Genomic DNA, 17278 nt, shown 5'->3' on the forward strand with positions numbered 1-17278 from the left:
CCCGGCGCCGTCTTCGCGCCCGCGGGCGCTACGCTCGTCGGGAGACGGGACTCGAGGCGAGGAGGCGGCATGAGCGAGCAGGCACTCGGCGGCGCTGATGGCTCGAGCCCGCAGGGCGTGCTCGATCGGGCCCTCGGGATGCTCGGCTGCTTCAGCGAGGACGAGCCCGAGCTCACGGCGGCGGAGCTCGGGCGCCGCACCGGCCTCGCCTCCTCCACGCTGCACCGCCTGCTCGGCACCCTGCTCGAGCGCGGGCTGCTGGTGCGGATGCCCGAGCACCGCTACGCCGTGGGGCCGCGGCTGTGGGAGTTCGGCGAGCTCTCGCCGCTCGCGCTGCGCCTGCGGGAGCGCGCGATCCCGCACCTCATGCGCCTCTACGAGGCGACGGGCGAGAACGTGCACCTCGGCGTGCTCGACGGCGAGCCCGAGGACGCGCGGGTGCTGTACGTCGGCCGGGTGACCGGGCGCCGCTCGATCCCCACCGTGACCCGCGCCGGCGGGCGGGGTCCGCTGCACACGACCGGCGTGGGCAAGGCGCTGCTCGCGGGGTGCGACGAGGCCTGGCTCTCCCGCTACTTCGCGACCCCGCGCGAGCGGGAGACCGTGCACTCCATCGTGGACGAGCGCGCGCTGCGCGAGGACCTGCGCCTGACGCGCGCGCGGGGGTACGCGCTCACCCGCGAGGAGATGACGCTGGGCAACATCTCGGTCGCGGCCGCCGTGCCCCGGGTCGCCGGTCTGCCGCCCATCGCGCTGGGTGTGGTCGTGCACATCGACCGGGCCGATGAGCGCCTGCTGTCGCGACTCGTCCAGCAGTCGGCGCGCGAGATCCTCGCCGAGATCCGGGCGTAGCCCCGCTCGGCCTACCCGCCCGCCTTCGCCGTGAGAAGGGGTGCTTCCGTCGAGAACATGCCGCGTTTCGACGGTATCGATGCTGTTCTCAGCAGACGGCACTGTTCTCGACGGCGGGGCTGAATGCAGACGGGATGTGGAGACCCTCCACCTCAGCCGGTCGATCCCGCGCGCCGGAGCGCGCTACCGGGTGCGCACGGCGACGCTCTGCAGCACGCCCTGCTCGACGCCGTGCGCGAGCATCGTGAGGAGCGCGCCTCGCAGGATCTCGCTCTCGTCGTCCCCCAGGCTCTCCGTCAGCAGTCGCTCGACGCGATCGACCGCCGGTCGCAGCGCATCGTGCGTGGTGCGACCCAGCTCGGTGGGGGTGAGCACCTTGCGGCGGCGGTCCTCCGTGCTCTGCGCGCGCGCCACGAGGCCGTTGCGCACCATGCGCTCGGTGAGGTCGGTGATCGTCGAGCGGTCGAGATCGAGCGCCGTGCCCAGGTCGGCCTGGCTGATCCCGGGCCGCCGCAGCAGCGCGGCGAGTGCCGCGAACTGCACGCTCGACACCTCGCGGGAGACCTCGCGCATCCACAGCGCGTGGTGCAGCTGCTGCGCCCGGCGCAGCAGGTGGCCGGTGTGGTACTCGGCGATGCGTTCCGCGTTCATCGGCTCCCCGGGGTGACGGATGAGGGTCGGATCCTCAGCGTAGTGCAGGCGGGGAACGCCGGGGAGGCGGGCGACCGGGTCCCGGGCTGTTCCCCCTTGAGCTCCTCGCGTCGGGATCAGGCTATGCGACATTGCCTCGGAGAGGTCCTCCAGCCGCGCAACCGCCTCTTGTCCCCTTTGTGGGGGACAAGAGATCGACAACCTATACGGCGCGGGGCCTTTGCGTGAGACGCTGCAGCAAGCTCATCGAAAACAAGGAGGTTTATGGACCACGATAGCTGGATCAACGCCAAACCATACGGTCAGCTCAAGACCGGGAACGGCTCGCTCTCCGTTACGCACCTGAACTGGACCGGTGCTCGCCTGCAGTGGGCAGGGGGGTCATCGACGACCGCCAGGCGCAGCGCGTACAACGTGACGTGGTGGAACTATCCAGGGACCCTGGTTGGCAAGTACCCGATCTCTGGTCGGACGATCTGGTAGAGGCGACAACCGTGAATGCATCAGTGAAGATCCGGCTCGTCGGCTCTCTCGTGTTCGCTGCCTTGGCAGCTATGGCGCTCGTGCTGGCCTGGCAGACGTTCGTCTCGTCCGGTCCCGGTTTCGCAGACCCTAAACCGGATAACCGGCCGGACCTGGCGGTGCTCGAATCGGAGCAGAACCGCGAGGATGTGCTGCCGACCGACCTCGCCTATGCCGCAGAGGATGTCGGACAGGATGGCATCCAGACGGCTGCAACGCGGTATCTCGGCAAGGGAGCGAGGGCGAGCTACTGGGCGGCTCTCGACAACGGCGGGAACGTGTGCCTGCTCTTCCGGCTTCCAGCTGGAGTGCTGGGACACGCGTGCGGGCCCGCCACCCAGTTCAACCGGGAGGGAGTCGCCGTCGCGATCGAGGACGTCGACAATGGAGAATACCTCGAAGCCAGGCTGCTGCCTGACCGGGCGGATCCGAAGAGCGGATCCGAGTACCTACTGGAGGTCCCGAACGTCATCGCGATCAGCCCGAGCCTGAGAGCGGAGGAGTCCGTAGAGATAGGGATTGCCGTCGACCGGGGAGAGCCGATTCGATTCGGGGTCCTGGGAGAGGTGCCTCGCGATCAGTTGTGAGGCGCCCTCGCCGCAACCGCATCGAGCAGAGACGGGGTCCGGCCGCGAGTGTATTGCGGCCGGACCCCGCTCCGTTCCGTCGCACACCGGCTCCCGGTGCGCGACGGAACACGTCCGCGCCTATCCGGTGACTCCCCCCCACAGATCGGTGAAGCCGGCGCGGTAGTCGGCCTCGCGGAACCACGAGCCGGAGGACTGCCCGTCGGCCGTCAGATCCAGCCCGCTCGCGACGTCCTGGGTGAAGAGGCGGCGGAACGGGAACGGCTCGCCCTGCACGGCGACGCCGGCGAAGGTCTTCGAGAGACGGTGCACTTCGAGCCGCGGTGCGGTCATGACCGCGCCTCCCCGCGGCGGACCGTGGCCCGGATCCGTGTCCGCAAATAGGCGGATCGCGCGGTCCGGGGCGGAACCCGCCGATCTCGCGGCCGCCGCCGCGGAGATCTGCGGCGGTTTCGATGCGGAACCGTGATGACCCGCGGGGCCCGGATGGCCGACGCCGCTCCGCTCGCTCCCAGTGAGTGGGAACGGCGACGGGCTGCCGCGCCGGCTGCTGTCACCCTGGGAGAGATCCCGTCCCTCGAAGGAGAGCACGATGTCCGAAGCGCAGAACACCTCGGTGGCCCCCGAGTCGCTGCTGGCGGCCCCCGATCAGGCCTCGCAGGCGCAGATCGATCGGGAGACCGCCGAACTGCACGCCGACTACGACCGCCGCGAGGCCGCGGGCGAGCGGTTCCCGCAGACCATCCTCGATTTCCCGCCCTACCGGTCGAGCATCCTGCGCTCGCCGACCAAGGACCCGAAGCACACGGACCCCGAGACGATCGAACTGTGGTCGCCGGCCTTCGGGCAGCGCGACGTCAAGGCGGTCGAGTCGGATCTGACGCTCAACGGCGGCCCGGGAGAACCCCAGGGCGAACGCATCACCGTGCAGGGGCGCCTGCTCGACTCGTGGGGGCGCCCCGTGCGCAACCAGTTGATCGAGGTGTGGCAGGCGAACGCGGGCGGCCGCTACATCCACAAGCGGGATCAGCACCCGGCCCCCATCGACCCCAACTTCACCGGCGCCGGCCGCATGATCACGGACGACGACGGCGAGTACAAGTTCACCACGATCAAGCCGGGGCCCTACCCGTGGCGCAATCACGTGAACGCCTGGCGTCCCGCCCACATCCACTTCTCGGTGTTCGGCACCTCCTTCACGCAGCGCATCGTCACCCAGATGTACTTCCCGGGCGACCCGCTGTTCCCGCTCGACCCGATCTACAACACCATCCGCAGCCAGAAGGACCGCGATCGCCTCGTCGGCGTCTACGATCACGACCTCACGGTGCCCGAGTTCTCCATGGGGTACCGCTTCGACATCGTGGTCGACGGCCCCGAGCAGACCTGGTTCGAGAACGCCACCTGGTTCGATGAGGAGGACGAGCACTGATGAACGACACCACTGCCTTCGGCCAGGTTCCGATGGCCGGCACGGTCCCGGTCGACACGGGGGCGATCGCCCTCGCCGCATCCCGGGAGGTCCCCGCGAAGACGCACGAACCGACCCCGGGGCAGACAGTCGGGCCGTTCTTCGCCTTCGGCACCGACTTCGAGAAGAAGCACCAGCTCGTGTTCCCGCACTCGCCGGGCGCGATCGTGCTGGGCGGGCGGGTGCTCGACGGAGCGGGCAACGCCGTGCCCGACTCGATGGTCGAGATCTGGCAGGCCGACAGCGACGGCAGCGTGCCGCGCGCCCGCGGCACGCTCTCGCGCGATGACCACACCTTCACCGGCTTCGGCCGCGCCTTCACCGATGACGACGGGCACTTCGAGTTCTGGACGCGCGAGCCCGGATCCGTGCGCGGCGAGGCGCCGTTCTTCGCGGTGATCGTGTACGCGCGCGGCCTGCCGGACAAGCTGCACACCCGCCTCTACCTGCCCGAGCACGAGGAGCTGCTCGCGCGGGATCCGCTGCTGTCCTCGCTCGGCGAGGCGGAGCGCGCTACGCTCGTCCTGGAGCGTACGCCCGAGGGGTGGCTGCAGCAGGACATCCGCCTGCAGGGCGAGAAGGAGACCGTCTTCCTTGCATTCTGACGCGAGTGATGAGAGCCACGTGATCGACGCGGGGCTGCTCTCGCCCGTCACCGTCGGTCTCGACGAGAGCACGTCCGACGTGGCCTTCGCCGCGCGCCTCATCGCCGCCGAGGCGGCGCTCGCGCGCGCCTGGGCCGCGGTCGGAGCGGCCCCTCGCGAGGCGGCGGAGGCGATCACGGCGGCGCTGATGCGGATCACGGATGGCGACGCGGGTGGCGATGACGCGGGCCAAGGCGCGGGATCGGCGCCGACGGCGCCCGCGCGATTCGACCTCGACGCCCTGATCGCGGGATCGGTGGCCGGCGGCAACCCGGTGATCCCCCTCGTCGGCATGCTGCGGGATCTCGTGCCCGAGCACGCCCGCGCCTGGGTGCATCGCGGGGCGACGAGCCAGGACATCATGGACACCGCGCTCATGATGACGGCCTTCGACGCCGGCATCGAGGTGCTGGCGCACCTGGTGGAGACCGACGAGGCGCTGCGGCGGTTCGCGGCGGAGCACCGCGACGAGCCCGCCGCGGCGCGCACGCTGACGCAGCACGCCGTGCCCACGACGGTCGGACTACGCGCTGCGAACTGGGCCCGCGGGGTCGAGCGCGCCGCAGCAAGGCTCGACGACGTCCTGGTCGAGCTCCCGGTGCAGCTGGGAGGCGCGGGCGGTACGCTCGCGTCCTTCGTCGCGATCGGCGGCGAGGCGGCGGCCCGCGCGCTGCCGGAGGCCTTCGCCGAGGAGCTCGACCTCGCGACGCCCGAGGCCCCCTGGCACACGCAGCGCTGGCCCGTCACCGAACTGGGCGACGCCCTCGTGCAGACGATCGACGCCCTCGGCAAGATCGCCGCCGACGTGGCCGCGCTCAGCCGCACCGAGGTCGGCGAGCTCGCCGAGGGGGCGGCGGGCGGATCCTCCGCGATGCCGCAGAAGCGGAACCCGGCGGCCTCGGTGCTGATCCGCTCCGCCGCGATCCGCGCGCCGCACCTCGCGGCGACCTTGCACACCGCCGCGGCTCTCGCGGTCGACGAGCGGCCCGACGGCGCATGGCACGCGGAGTGGCCCGCACTGCGGGAGCTGCTGCGCCTCGCGCTCGGCGCGAGCGCGACCGCGGCCCGGCTCGTGGCCGGCCTGCGGGTCGATCGCGACGCCGTGCGGCGCAACCTGGAGCTCACCCGCGGCCTCATCGTCGCCGAGCGCCTGAACCTGGAGCTGGGCCCGATCCTGGGCTCCGCGCGCGTGCGCGAACTCGTGGCCGCGGCGGGCGAGGGGGCGGACCTCGCCGGTCTGCTGCGCGCCGAGCCCGCGCTCGCCGGGGTCGACGTCGACGCGCTGCTCGATCCCGCGCAGTACACGGGCCTCGCCGCGCACCTCGTCGACGACCTAGACGACGATCCCGAACCGATCACGGAGGAGACACCATGACCCGCCCCCCGATCAGACTCGCCGACCCGGTCGGTCCCGCCGGAGCGCCGCTCGTGGTGCTCGGCCACTCGCTCGGCACGGGCACCCTGCTCTGGGAGAACGTCGTGCCGGCGCTCGCCGCCGAGTACCGCGTGACGCTGCTCTCCCTGCCCGGGCACGAGCAGACCCCCGTGCCCGCCGAGCCGTTCACGCTCGCCGAGCTGGCCGACGCGGTCGCCGAGGCGGGGCAGGAGCACGCGGGCGGACGCTTCCTGTACGCCGGCGTCTCCATCGGCGGTGCGCTGGGGCTGGAACTCGCGCTGGGTCACCCCGAGGCGCTGCTCGGAGCGGCGATCATCGCCTCGGGCGCCGAGCTGGGGGGAGCGGAGCACTGGACCGCCCGGGCCGAGATGGTGCGGCAGCAGTCGCCCGCCGCACTCGTCGGCCCCTCCTCGAAGACGTGGTTCGCACCCGACTCGATCACGAACGAGCCGGTGCTCACCGGGCGGATCCTGCGCGTGCTGCAGGAGACCTCGCCCGAGGGGTACGCGCGCTGCGCGGAGGCGCTCGCGGGGTACGACGTGCGATCGCGCCTGGGCGAGATCGCGGTGCCGATCCTCGCGGTCTACGGCGAGTTCGACACCGTGGGCCCGGAGGAGAAGCAGGACCAGATCGTGGCCGGAGTGCAGCGCGGCCGCAAGCTGCGCATCGACGGCGCTGCGCATCAGCCCCCGGCCGAGCAGCCCGACGCGGTGGCCGAGGCCCTGCTCGGCTTCTTCGCGGAGACCGCACGATGACGGACGGGGCGAGCGGGCCCGGGGGCCGACCGGCCGGCGAGGGGCTGAGCGACGCCGAGCGATATGCGCAGGGCATGGTCGTGCGCCGCGAGGTGCTCTCGGACGAGCACGTGGATCGCGCGAGCGCCGGCATCACCGGCTTCACGGCCGACTTCCAGGATTTCATCACGCGCACGGCGTGGGGCGACATCTGGTCGCGGCCCGGTCTCGACCGCCGCTCCCGCTCCGTCGCCGTGCTCACCGCGATGCTCGCGCTGGGCCACCGCGGCGAGTTCCGGATGCACGTCGCCGCAGCCCGTCGCAACGGACTCACGGTCGACGAGATCGAGGAGGTGATCCTGCAGGCCGGCCTCTACTGCGGGGTGCCGGTGGCGAACGAGGGCTTCAAGCTCGCGCGCGAGGTGCTGGAGGAGCTCGGGGACCTCTGATTTCCGCACCCGTTCGCGCCGGGCGCCGGAGGCGGGCGGTCGGGAGAACCGGGGAGCCGGAGAGCCGGTTCAGGCGTCGAGTTCGTCCAGCAGCGAGAGCCCTCGCTCCGCCCACGCGATCTCGGCGTCGGCACGGGCGACCTTGCCCTCGTATGCGAACAGCTTGAACGCCGCGATCCGCGCGTGATCCTCCGGCGCGCTGTTGGCGAGACGCCGCTCGAGGGTCGCGCTGGTGCGATCCCGGATCTCGCGCGCCTGCTGCTCGGCGCTCTCGCGCGCGGCGGTGAAGAAGGCGATGTGGTCCCGCAGCCGCTCGCGGGCGGTCGTCGGAGATCCCCACTCGAAGTAGGCCGCCAGCAGGTGCGCCTGGTCCCGCTCGGGAGCGTAGCCGAGCGGGGTGCGCTGCCACTCGCGCAGCGCTTCTCGCCCGGCCTCGGTGAGCTCGTACTGCGTCTTCGTCGCCTGTTTGCTGCCCCAGGGCACCTCGCGCGCGGCGAGCAGCCCGGCCTGCTGCATCTTGCGCAACTCGGGGTAGATCTGCGAGTCGGGGGCGTGCCACAGGTGTCCGACCGAGCTGCGGAAGTGCTTCGCCGCGTCGTAGCCGGTGAGCGGCCCGCCCGAGATGAGGGCGAGCAGGGCGGCGCGAAGACTCATGAGCGGCTTTCCGGTCGGGGCGGTCGGGCGGGCGCGAGTGGAGGGATCGCTGCGTCCAGCGTATCCCGGCGCGACGCGAGCCGATCCGCCGGAGAGGAGGGGCGGCGCTGGCACTATCAAATAACTATCTATATAGTTATTTGTACCCCGGAGCAAAGGAGCCCCCGTGACCGTCGAAGCGCTGCCCTCGTCCACCGCCAAACTGCTGACCTATCCGCTCAACGGCTGGTACGTCGCCGCGTGGGATCACGAGGCGACCGCGAAGGGGATACTCTCGCGCACCATCGCGGGGCGCCCGCTCGCGATCTACCGCACCCCCGAAGGCGCTCCGGTCGCGCTCGCCGACGCCTGCTGGCACCGGCTCGCGCCGCTCTCGCAGGGCAGGCTCATGGGCGACGGCGACATCCAGTGCCCCTATCACGGGCTGCGATTCAATCCGGCGGGTCGCTGCACCGGCATGCCCGCTCAGGAGACGCTGAACCCCTCTGCGACGGTGCCGTCGTTCCCCATCGTCGAGCGCTATCGCTACCTCTGGGTGTGGCTGGGGGATCAGACCCTCGCCGATCCCGAACTGATCCCTCCGATGACGCAGCTCGACTCCCCGGAGTGGGCCGGTGACGGCGAGACCATCTACGCCCCCTGCAACTACCAGCTGATCCTCGACAACCTCATGGATCTCACGCACGAGGAGTTCGTGCACTCCTCATCCATCGGGCAGGAGGAGCTCAGCGAGTCGGAGTTCGTGGTCGCGCACGACGAGCGCTCGGTGACGGTGACCCGCTGGATGCTGAACATCGACCCGCCGCCGTTCTGGCTGAAGAACATGCGCGACCGGTTCCCCGGCTTCGAGGGCAGGGTCGACCGCTGGCAGATCATCCACTACTCCTACCCGGGCACCATCTGCATCGATGTGGGGGTGGCGAAGGCGGGTACCGGTGCGCCGGAGGGCGATCGCTCGCAGGGCGTCAACGGCTACGTCATGAACACGATCAGCCCCGAGCACGATCGAAGCTCGCACTACTTCTGGGCCTTCATGCGCAACTATCGGCTCGAGAGCCAGCTCATCACGACCCAGCTGCGCAACGGCGTGCACGGGGTGTTCGGCGAGGACGAGCGCATGCTGAAGGCGCAGCAGGATGCCATCGACGCCAACCCCGACTACGAGTTCACCAGCCTCAACATCGACGCCGGCGGCATGTGGGTGCGGCGCCTGCTGGAGCGGGCGCTCGCCGACGAGGGCCGCGGCGGCGCGGAGCCCCCGAAGGGCGTCTACCGCCCGGCGGGGCGCCAGGGCGCGGGATCGGGATCCCCGACGCCCGGCGCCGAGGCCGCCTGATGGCCGCCGACAAGCGCGTCGAGTGGCAGTGGGCCACCGTCGCGCGCGTGAGCGACGCGGCGGAGCGGGTGCGCCGCATCGAACTCCTTCCGGATCGCGCCGTGCCGGTCAGGCCCGGTGAACATATCGACGTGGTGGTCGAGATCGGCGCGAACGCGCCGGATCGAGGCGAGTCGCGCAGCGACGAGCGCTCCTACTCGATCGTCGACGCCTCCGAGAGCGGCGACCGCTTGGCGCTCTCGGTCTTCCTCACCGAGAACTCGCGCGGAGGATCCCGGTTCATGCACGGGCTCGCCGAGGGCGATCGTGTGCGCGTGACGCAGCCGCTGCAGGACTTCCCGCTCAGGATCGGCGCGGGGTCGTACGCCCTCATCGCCGGTGGCGTCGGAATCACGGCGATCGCGGGCATGGCCAGACTGCTCGACCGACTCGGCGCGGATCTCGTGCTGCACTACGTGGGACGCTCTCGCGAGCGCATGGCCTATCTCGACGACCTGTCCGGCCTGCTGGGGGACCGCCTCGTGCCGCACATCACCGACGAGCACGGGCGCATGAGCGTGGCCGAGCTGCTCGACGGGCTGCCGGCGGGGGCAGAGGCGTACATGTGCGGGCCGATCCGGCTCATGGAGGAGATCAAGCGCGGCTGGGAGCGCGGCGGACGGGACATCACGGCGCTGCGGTACGAGACCTTCGGCAATTCCGGCTGGTTCGCGCCGGAGGCCTTCGAGGTGAGCGTGCCGCAGTACGGCGTCACCGTGCGGGTGGGCCCGGAGGAATCGATGCTGGAGGCGCTCGAGCGCGCGGGTGTCGACACGATGTACGACTGCCGGCGCGGCGAGTGCGGGCTGTGCGAGGCGCGCATTCTCGAACTCGACGGGCGGGTGGATCACCGCGACGTGTTCTACTCCGAGCGCCAGAAGGCGCCCAACTCGAAGATGTGCTGCTGCGTTTCGCGGGTGATCGAGGGGGCGCCGGCGACGCCGGGCGCGCACCCCGGGAGCGAAGCGGCTCAGGCGGCCCTCGCGTACCGGCCCGCCGGCCGGACCTCCCGGGTGGTCGTCGAGCTGAGCTGAGGATCCGTGTGACAGTGCGCGGACGCTCAGACTCCATGCGTCTCATGTCTGTCCCGGCGCGCGGCGGGACCTCAGACTTCCTCATAGTCCCGTCGCGATGACGCGTTGCGGGTCGACTCGAGGAGGAATCGAATGACGAAGCACATGACGGGAAACGCCTTGTTGGGGGCGATTACGGTGGGTGCGGGTGCCGGGCGGCCGATCCCGGATGCCGCGACGGGCGAGACGATCGGGTACGCGCCGGTGCACACGGTGGCGGATCTGGATGCGGCGGTCGACGCGGCCCGCGCGGCGCAGCAGGGGTGGGCCGGCCTCGGGCACGAGGAGCGATCGCGGCTGCTGCGGCTCGCGGCGGACGAGATCGATGCGCACGCCGAGGATCTCGCGCGGATCATCGCGCGGGAGCAGGGCAAACCGCTGAACGGCGCCGGCGCGCGGTTCGAAGCGGCGGGGTGTGCGGTGTGGGTGCGGAACGCGGCCGACACGGTGATCGAGCCCGAGGTGCTGTTCGAGGCGGAGGGCACCCGGTCCGAGTTGCACTACGCGCCTTTGGGAGTGGTGGCGGCGATCGGGCCGTGGAACTGGCCGGCGCTGATCGGGATCTGGCAGATCGCACCCTCGCTGCGGATGGGGAACACGGTCGTGGTGAAGCCGAGCAGCTACACGCCGCTCAGCGTGCTCGCGGTGGTCGAGCTGATGAACCGGCACCTGCCGGAGGGGGTACTCGCGGTGGTCTCGGGCAACCGCGAGGTGGGCGCGGGGATCGCGAAGCACCCGGGGATAGACAAGGTGATGTTCACCGGATCGACCGAGACGGGGCGGGAGATCGTGCGCGGTTCGGCGGAGAACCTGGCGCGGCTGACCCTGGAGCTGGGCGGCAACGACCCGGGGATCGTGCTGCCCGGCGCGGATCCGAAGGCGATCGCCGAGGGCCTGTTCTGGGGGATCTTCATCAACACCGGGCAGACCTGTGCCGCACTGAAGCGGCTGTACGTGCACGATTCGGTGCACGACGACGTGGTCGCCGAACTGCAGGCGCTGGCCGAGTCGATCCCGATGGGTCCCGGCACCGGGGAGGAGAACCTGCTCGGTCCGCTCACGACGCCGCAGCAGTTCGAGATCGTCAGCCGGCTCGTGGACGACGCCCGCGCGCGCGGCGCGAGGATCGTCACGGGAGGTGGGCCCGCCCCGGAGCTCGGGGCGCAGTTCTACCGCACCACGATCGTGACGGACATCGAGGACGGGGCGGCGCTGGTCGACGAGGAGCAGTTCGGGCCGGTGATCCCGGTGATCCGCTACACCGACCTCGACGACGCGATCGAGCGCGCCAACGCGTCGGAGCAGGGCCTTGGGGCGTCGGTGTGGGGGGACCCGGCGGAGGCGCGCGAGGTGGCCGAGCGCATCGAGGCCGGTACGGTGTGGGTGAACCAGCACGGCACGCTCAACCCGATGGTGCCGTTCGGCGGCGTCAAGGCGTCCGGGTACGGCCTCGAGTTCGGCGCGCACGGCCTGAAGGCGGTCGCCGCACCCAAGGTCATCACCGTGTGAACCACGACCGTTCTTCACGGTTTGGGGGCGCGTCTGCTGCGCTGGTCGTGCAGCAGACGCGCCCCTGATTCATGCGCATTGCGCCGCGCCCTGCAACGCGCGGAAGTGCCGCAGCAGACACGCACGTTCTGCCGCCGCAGCCCGGAATTGCTCTCATGCGCACTGGATTGACCCCGGTGCGCATGGTCGCTCCGAACCCGTTCGCAGCGGATGAAGGGCGACCTATCGTAGCCACTGCGGGTACCCCGCACGGGACCGGAGGAACCCCCGGAGGATCCCCAGGATCAACGGCGCAAGCCACGCATTCCCCAATTTCAATGGCGAAGTACTCACGAAGGAATGGTAAGCAAAATGAACGAACTGAATGGTGAGCCTCGAGGCATCAGGCGCTTCGGCAAGCTGCGCAGCGGTGCCCTCCTCGGTCTGGCGCTTCCGGCAGCGCTGTTCCTCTCGGCTTGCGGCGGTGGTGGCACTTCGAGTGCGAGCGCCGGCGCCGCCGACGCCAGCGGCGAGCCCGCGGCAGCGGTGAGCTGCGGCGACGTGCCGGTCAAGGACGCGAACGATCCCGATGGCCTGCTCGCCGAGCTGCCCGAGAACGTGCGTGCGGCCTTCAACGGCTGGCCAGACAAGGTTGAGACCAGCGCCTTCGCCGAGCTGTCGTCGAAGGTCGCCGAGGGGCCGGTCGCCGTCGGCTACTTGCAGCAGGACTCGGGCAGCCCGGTCGCGGCGGCGCTGAGCACCGAAATTCGCAAGCTCGCCGATGAGTCGATCGCGGCCGGTGAGGTTTCCGAGCTGCTGGTCGAGACCCCGGGCGGGGCGGGCGGCGAGGTCACCGCCGCGGATCAGGTGCGCGCTTTCGAACAGCTCGTGCGCAAGGGCGCCGATGTGATCATCGCGCAGCCCCTCTCCGGTGAGGCGCTCGTGGGCGCCGTGAACTCCGCAGGCGAGCAGGGGATCCCGACGGTGACCTTCACGGGCTATGTGGCTTCCCCGTACGCGCTCAATATCAGCCCGAACGGGTTCGACGCCGTGGCCCAGCACGTGGCCCGCGGTGCGGAGATGATCGGCGGCGACGGCAAGGTGCTGCTCGTGCAGGGCATCGAGGGCATGACCGTCAACACGACGTCGATCGAGACCGCCGAGCAGGTGCTCGGTTTCTGCGAGGGCATCGAGATCGTCGGCAAGCCGGCAGGTAACTTCAACGATCCGGGTGCCAAGACCGCGGTGATGAGCTTCCTGTCCTCGTACCCGACCGAGATCGACATGGTCTATCAGGTCGCTTCGATGGGAGCAGGCGTCTTCGCCGGTTTCGACGATGCCGGTCGTGACAACATGCCGCTCGTGCTCGACAATCTGCCGACCGCTGCGTCGCTCGCGTGGTGGGAGCAACTCCGTCCCGACGGCTACCAGGGGCTTGCGATCCCGGGTACCGGCACGCAGTTCGGCGAGGCGCTCTGGGAGGTCGCCATGCGCACGATGCGGGGCGAAGGCCCGAAGATCAACCAGATCGCCCTCGAGACGCAGTTCATTACGGACGAGAACGTGAGCGAGTACGCGGTGCCCGGCGCCACGATCACGTCGGCCGAAGAGACCGCGACAGTCGGCAGCCTGCTGCCCGAGGACTACCTCGACGGCTACTTCGCGAACCCGGGACGGTAGACGCCGGGTCGCAGATCCTGCGGCGTCGCGGCGGGGCGGAGAACACCATCCGCTTCACCGCGACGCCGACCACTCCCGCGACAGGGGAGTTCGAACTGAGATAGAGGAGGACGGGTGGTGAACGAGAACACCAGTACTCGCGAGAGGCGAGTGCGACCCGAGGCGAGTACCGAGGTGCTGCTTCGTGTCACCTCGCTGAGCAAGCGGTTCGGGCCGACGATCGCCGTACGCGATGCTTCGTTCGATATCCGTGCGGGCGAGGTGCACGCTCTGGTGGGCGAGAACGGCTCGGGTAAGTCGACGCTGGTCAAGATGCTGAGCGGCATCCATGCTCCGAACGGCGGAGCGATCGAGGTCGCGGGTAAGAGCTACGCGAGTTTCGCCTCCCCTCGGATGTCGCAATCGGCCGGGGTCGTGACGGTGTTCCAGGAGGTGCTCACCGTCGACAGCTGTACGGTGCTCGAGAACCTCTGGCTGGGAGTCGACGGCTCATTCGCCACCAGAGTCTCGAAGGCGGAGAAGAGTGAGCGTGCCAGAGCGGTGCTCGCGGAGCTCCTGGAGCACCCTCCGGCCCTTGACACGAGGCTCGAGGAGCTCTCGCTCAGCGAACGGCAGGTCTGCAGCATCGCCCGTGCTCTGCTGAGAGATCCTCGCGTGCTCATCCTCGATGAGGCCACCTCTGCTCTCGACTACGACAGCCGTTCACGGTTGTTCACCGTGGTCGACCGCTTGCGTGGGGAGGGCACGGGGATCGTGCTCATCACCCACCGCATGGATGAGATCGAGGAGATCGGCGACCGTATCACGGTGCTGCGCTCGGGTGTGACCGTCGGCACGGTCGATGACGAGAACTGGACCACGGACGAACTCGTCGTCATGATGACGGGTGGGGAGCACCTCGCCCAGACGGCAGCCAGAGCCGAGTCTCGCGAGCTTCCCCGGAATGCGCAGGTGGTGCTCGAGACCCGGGGCCTGACACTCGCGCCCGGCCGTGCACCGATCGACGTGACCATCCGCGCTGGCGAACTGGTCGGGCTCGCAGGCCTCGAAGGTCAGGGGCAGGACGCCTTCATCAAAGCGCTCGCGGGCTTGGGTGCGCGGAACGGTCACGTGATCCGCCACAGCCGGGGCGGAGATGAGGTCGAGATCGCCTCCCACGACGCGGCGCATACCCAGGGCATCGCCTACGTGCCGCGCGAGCGCCGCGGCGAGTCTCTCTTCGAGTGGATGTCGATCCTCGACAACTTCTCGATCGCGACGATCTCGGAGGACTCGCGTATCGGCATCCTGAGCCCGCGTGCGACGGTCAGACGCTTTGCCGACTACATCGCGCGTCTCAGCATCAAAGCGGGCAATCCCTCGAACGCGATCACTACGCTCTCCGGCGGCAACCAGCAGAAGGTCATCATCGCGAGATGGCTCGCGACTCGGCCCGAGATCCTGCTGCTCAACGATCCGACGCGCGGGATCGACATCAACGCGAAGCGCGATCTCTACCGGTTGCTGGGCGAACTCACCGCGGAGGGGCTCGCCGTGGTCATGCTCTCGACGGAGGTCGATGAGCACGTCGAACTCATGGATCGGGTGCTCGTCTTCGACGACTTCGCGTGCACGCGTGAGCTGGCCCACTCCGAGACGACCAGGAACACCCTGGTCGCGAGCTTCTTCGGAAAGGAGGCCCAGGATGAGCCGGGTTCTTGAACAGAGGCGCGCGGCATCCCTGCCGCAGCTCTCGTCGGGGGAACGACTGCGGTTGTTCCTGCGCGCTCGACCGGCGGCGTTCGCCACCGCACTCGCCGTGGCCATGCTGGTGCTCAACATCATCATGCAGCCGCAGTTCGGCCCGGTGCAGCAGCTCGCGGCGTTCGCCCCGCTGGCACTCGCGGCTATGGCCACCGCGGCGGCCGTCATCGGCGGCGGCATCGACCTCTCGATCAGCGCGCAGATGACCCTCTCGTCGATCCTGCTCGCGGGCTACCTCACGCCTGCGGGGCTCGGCGGCTACGAGGCGATTCCGATCCTGCTCGTCATCGGTGGAGTCATCGGCGGTCTGAACGGCCTGCTCGCCGTCGGGCTCCGGCTTCCTCCGATCGTCGCCTCACTCGCCTCGATGTTCATTCTCACGGGTATCAATCTGCGGCTCGCCCCGACGCCGGTCATCCTCTTCGACGGATGGGTGCTCGATATGGCCAAGCAGATCTGGTTCGTGCCCGGGGCGCTCCTCACCATCGGCATCCCGCTCATCGCATGGTCGTTGTTGATGCGCACCGCCTTCGGTCGCAACCTCTACGCTGTCGGTGGCAACGACACCACGGCGTTCTCGGCCGGCATCAACGTCAATCTGATCCGTGTCGTGTCGTACGCTGTCGGCGGCATGATCGCCGCGGTGGGCGGCATCGCACTGACCGCCCTGGTGAGTTCGGTCGATGCGTCTTCGAGCTCCTCGTACATCATCGGTGCGATCACCGCGATCGCACTCGGCGGCATCAGCATGATGGGCGGTCGGGGCGGGCTGCTCGGAGCGGTCGCCGGTGCCGCGGTGATCTTCCTCGTGCAGAACATGCTCACGCTGTTCAACGTCTCGCAGGTCTGGCTGAACCTCGTCTTCGGCGCACTGCTGCTGTTCGCCGTGGTCGCCGGAGCGGTCATGGCCGCCCCGCGGAAGGAGAAGAAGTCATGAGCTCTCCGCTCACCACCGAAGCCGTACGCCTCATGGACCAGCGCCCTCGAGCGATCGAGGTGCTGGCCCGGGCCCAGAGCCGGTTTCCCATTCTGCAACTCGGGATCACGCTCCTCGCCTTCCTGCTCGGTGCGCTCACACTCGACGGCTTCGCCTCGGCGAACAGCGTCAAGTCCCTGCTCATCCTTGCATCGCTCGTGGGGCTTGCGGGTCTCGGACAGACCCTCGCCATTCTGCTCGGGGGCGTCGACATGTCCGTCGCCAACTTCCTCGTCGTCGGCGCGGTGTTCGCTACGCAGATCACCGCGATCCACGGCATCAGCTTCGCGACCGCGATGCTGCTCCTCATCCCGTTCACGCTCATCCTCGGAGGCATCGTCGGGTGGGTCTGCCATCGCTACAAGGTCGAGCCGCTCGTGGTGACCCTGGCGATGGGGACGTTCGCACTCGGCCTCATGCAGGTGCAGACGGAGGGCACCATCGCGGGCGGTGCTCCCGAGTGGTTGATGGCACTGACCTCGTTGCGCTCCACCACATTCGGGCTGCCGTTCCCGCCGGTGCTGCTCATCTGGGCGATCGTGATCGGGGTGCTCACGGTGTTCATCCACCGCACCACGGTCGGACGCCGCATGCTCGCGGCCGGTGCGAACGACCGAGCCGCAGGTCTGGCGCTCATCAAGGTGCGCCGCATGTGGGTGATCGTGTTCGCGCTCGGCGCGCTATTCGCGGGCTTCGCAGGCGTCGTGCTGGCCTCGTTCTCTGGCACCGTCAATACTTCGATCGGCGGCCCCTACCTGTTCCAGAGCCTTGCGGCCGTCATCATCGGCGGCACGGTGTTCGGCGGTCCGGGCGACTACTCGCGCACCGTGATCGGTGCGCTCATGCTGACAGTGATCACCACGGTGCTGATCGGGCACGGTCTGGCCACCGGCGACCAGCAGATCCTCTACGGCATCGTGATTCTCGTCGCGATGGTCATCTACGGCCGCGGGCGCAAACTCAGCGATCGCGTGTGACGACCA

At 69.7% G+C, this 17278-nt stretch carries 17 protein-coding genes; 14 read left to right on the forward strand and 3 right to left on the reverse strand.

Going from position 1 to position 17278, the window contains the following annotated elements; translation table 11 throughout:
- The first annotated feature begins 69 nt into the window (after window positions 1-69).
- On the forward strand, window positions 70-852 hold the full coding sequence (locus tag ACWKZU_RS13040; RefSeq protein WP_449282759.1) for an IclR family transcriptional regulator: 783 nt from the start codon (window positions 70-72) through the stop codon (window positions 850-852).
- A gap of 183 nt (window positions 853-1035) precedes the next feature.
- Here the strand turns inward: ACWKZU_RS13040 and ACWKZU_RS13045 are convergent, their stop codons facing one another.
- Window positions 1036-1503 carry a MarR family winged helix-turn-helix transcriptional regulator gene (locus tag ACWKZU_RS13045; protein WP_449282760.1) on the reverse strand — a complete coding sequence of 156 codons (468 nt, stop codon included), beginning with the start codon at window positions 1501-1503 and terminating at the stop codon, window positions 1036-1038.
- A 494-nt stretch (window positions 1504-1997) separates the two neighbouring features.
- On the opposite strand from ACWKZU_RS13045, the gene ACWKZU_RS13050 reads away from it, so the two are divergent.
- Window positions 1998-2612, forward strand: a complete 615-nt coding sequence (locus tag ACWKZU_RS13050; RefSeq protein WP_449282761.1) for a hypothetical protein — start codon at window positions 1998-2000, stop codon at window positions 2610-2612.
- A 120-nt stretch (window positions 2613-2732) separates the two neighbouring features.
- Here the strand turns inward: ACWKZU_RS13050 and ACWKZU_RS13055 are convergent, their stop codons facing one another.
- Window positions 2733-2945 carry a hypothetical protein gene (locus ACWKZU_RS13055; RefSeq protein ID WP_449282762.1) on the reverse strand — a complete coding sequence of 71 codons (213 nt, stop codon included), beginning with the start codon at window positions 2943-2945 and terminating at the stop codon, window positions 2733-2735.
- A gap of 259 nt (window positions 2946-3204) precedes the next feature.
- On the opposite strand from ACWKZU_RS13055, the gene pcaH reads away from it, so the two are divergent.
- The 5 genes from pcaH to pcaC are packed head-to-tail and all read left to right on the forward strand — an operon-like array spanning window position 3205 to window position 7306.
- Window positions 3205-4044, forward strand: coding sequence for a protocatechuate 3,4-dioxygenase subunit beta (pcaH, locus tag ACWKZU_RS13060; RefSeq protein WP_449282763.1), 840 nt, complete (start codon window positions 3205-3207; stop codon window positions 4042-4044).
- A 32-nt stretch (window positions 4045-4076) separates the two neighbouring features.
- Window positions 4077-4688 (forward strand): protocatechuate 3,4-dioxygenase subunit alpha, encoded by a 612-nt coding sequence (gene pcaG / locus ACWKZU_RS13065; RefSeq protein WP_449282829.1) that lies wholly within the window; start codon window positions 4077-4079, stop codon window positions 4686-4688.
- Window positions 4678-6102 (forward strand): lyase family protein, encoded by a 1425-nt coding sequence (locus ACWKZU_RS13070; RefSeq protein ID WP_449282764.1) that lies wholly within the window; start codon window positions 4678-4680, stop codon window positions 6100-6102. The genes pcaG and ACWKZU_RS13070 overlap by 11 nt, the downstream gene beginning before the upstream one ends.
- Window positions 6099-6878: an alpha/beta fold hydrolase gene (locus tag ACWKZU_RS13075; RefSeq protein WP_449282765.1), complete on the forward strand. Its 780-nt coding sequence runs from the start codon at window positions 6099-6101 to the stop codon at window positions 6876-6878. Before ACWKZU_RS13070 ends, ACWKZU_RS13075 begins: the two co-directional genes overlap by 4 nt.
- Window positions 6875-7306, forward strand: a complete 432-nt coding sequence (gene pcaC / locus ACWKZU_RS13080; RefSeq protein ID WP_449282766.1) for a 4-carboxymuconolactone decarboxylase — start codon at window positions 6875-6877, stop codon at window positions 7304-7306. The genes ACWKZU_RS13075 and pcaC overlap by 4 nt, the downstream gene beginning before the upstream one ends.
- A 69-nt stretch (window positions 7307-7375) precedes the next feature.
- Here pcaC and ACWKZU_RS13085 read toward each other — a convergent pair whose 3' ends face one another.
- The gene (locus tag ACWKZU_RS13085) at window positions 7376-7960 is read right to left on the reverse strand and encodes a PadR family transcriptional regulator (RefSeq protein ID WP_449282767.1); all 585 of its coding nucleotides are present in this window, start codon (window positions 7958-7960) and stop codon (window positions 7376-7378) included.
- A gap of 166 nt (window positions 7961-8126) precedes the next feature.
- Between ACWKZU_RS13085 and ACWKZU_RS13090 the strand changes: the two genes are divergently transcribed.
- From ACWKZU_RS13090 to ACWKZU_RS13120, 7 genes are all read left to right on the forward strand, one after another.
- Window positions 8127-9296, forward strand: coding sequence for an aromatic ring-hydroxylating dioxygenase subunit alpha (locus tag ACWKZU_RS13090; protein WP_449282768.1), 1170 nt, complete (start codon window positions 8127-8129; stop codon window positions 9294-9296).
- Window positions 9296-10369: a PDR/VanB family oxidoreductase gene (locus ACWKZU_RS13095; protein WP_449282769.1), complete on the forward strand. Its 1074-nt coding sequence runs from the start codon at window positions 9296-9298 to the stop codon at window positions 10367-10369. The genes ACWKZU_RS13090 and ACWKZU_RS13095 overlap by 1 nt, the downstream gene beginning before the upstream one ends.
- A 132-nt stretch (window positions 10370-10501) precedes the next feature.
- Window positions 10502-11917: an aldehyde dehydrogenase family protein gene (locus tag ACWKZU_RS13100; RefSeq protein ID WP_449282770.1), complete on the forward strand. Its 1416-nt coding sequence runs from the start codon at window positions 10502-10504 to the stop codon at window positions 11915-11917.
- Window positions 11918-12268: 351 nt separating this feature from the next.
- Window positions 12269-13576, forward strand: a complete 1308-nt coding sequence (locus tag ACWKZU_RS13105; RefSeq protein ID WP_449282771.1) for a substrate-binding domain-containing protein — start codon at window positions 12269-12271, stop codon at window positions 13574-13576.
- A gap of 117 nt (window positions 13577-13693) precedes the next feature.
- The gene (locus tag ACWKZU_RS13110; RefSeq protein WP_449282772.1) at window positions 13694-15277 is read left to right on the forward strand and encodes a sugar ABC transporter ATP-binding protein; all 1584 of its coding nucleotides are present in this window, start codon (window positions 13694-13696) and stop codon (window positions 15275-15277) included.
- Window positions 15261-16256 carry an ABC transporter permease gene (locus ACWKZU_RS13115; protein ID WP_449282773.1) on the forward strand — a complete coding sequence of 332 codons (996 nt, stop codon included), beginning with the start codon at window positions 15261-15263 and terminating at the stop codon, window positions 16254-16256. Before ACWKZU_RS13110 ends, ACWKZU_RS13115 begins: the two co-directional genes overlap by 17 nt.
- Window positions 16253-17272: an ABC transporter permease gene (locus ACWKZU_RS13120; protein ID WP_449282774.1), complete on the forward strand. Its 1020-nt coding sequence runs from the start codon at window positions 16253-16255 to the stop codon at window positions 17270-17272. The genes ACWKZU_RS13115 and ACWKZU_RS13120 overlap by 4 nt, the downstream gene beginning before the upstream one ends.
- Window positions 17273-17278: the final 6 nt, after the last annotated feature.

It is taken from the genome of Leucobacter sp., assembly GCF_053528595.1.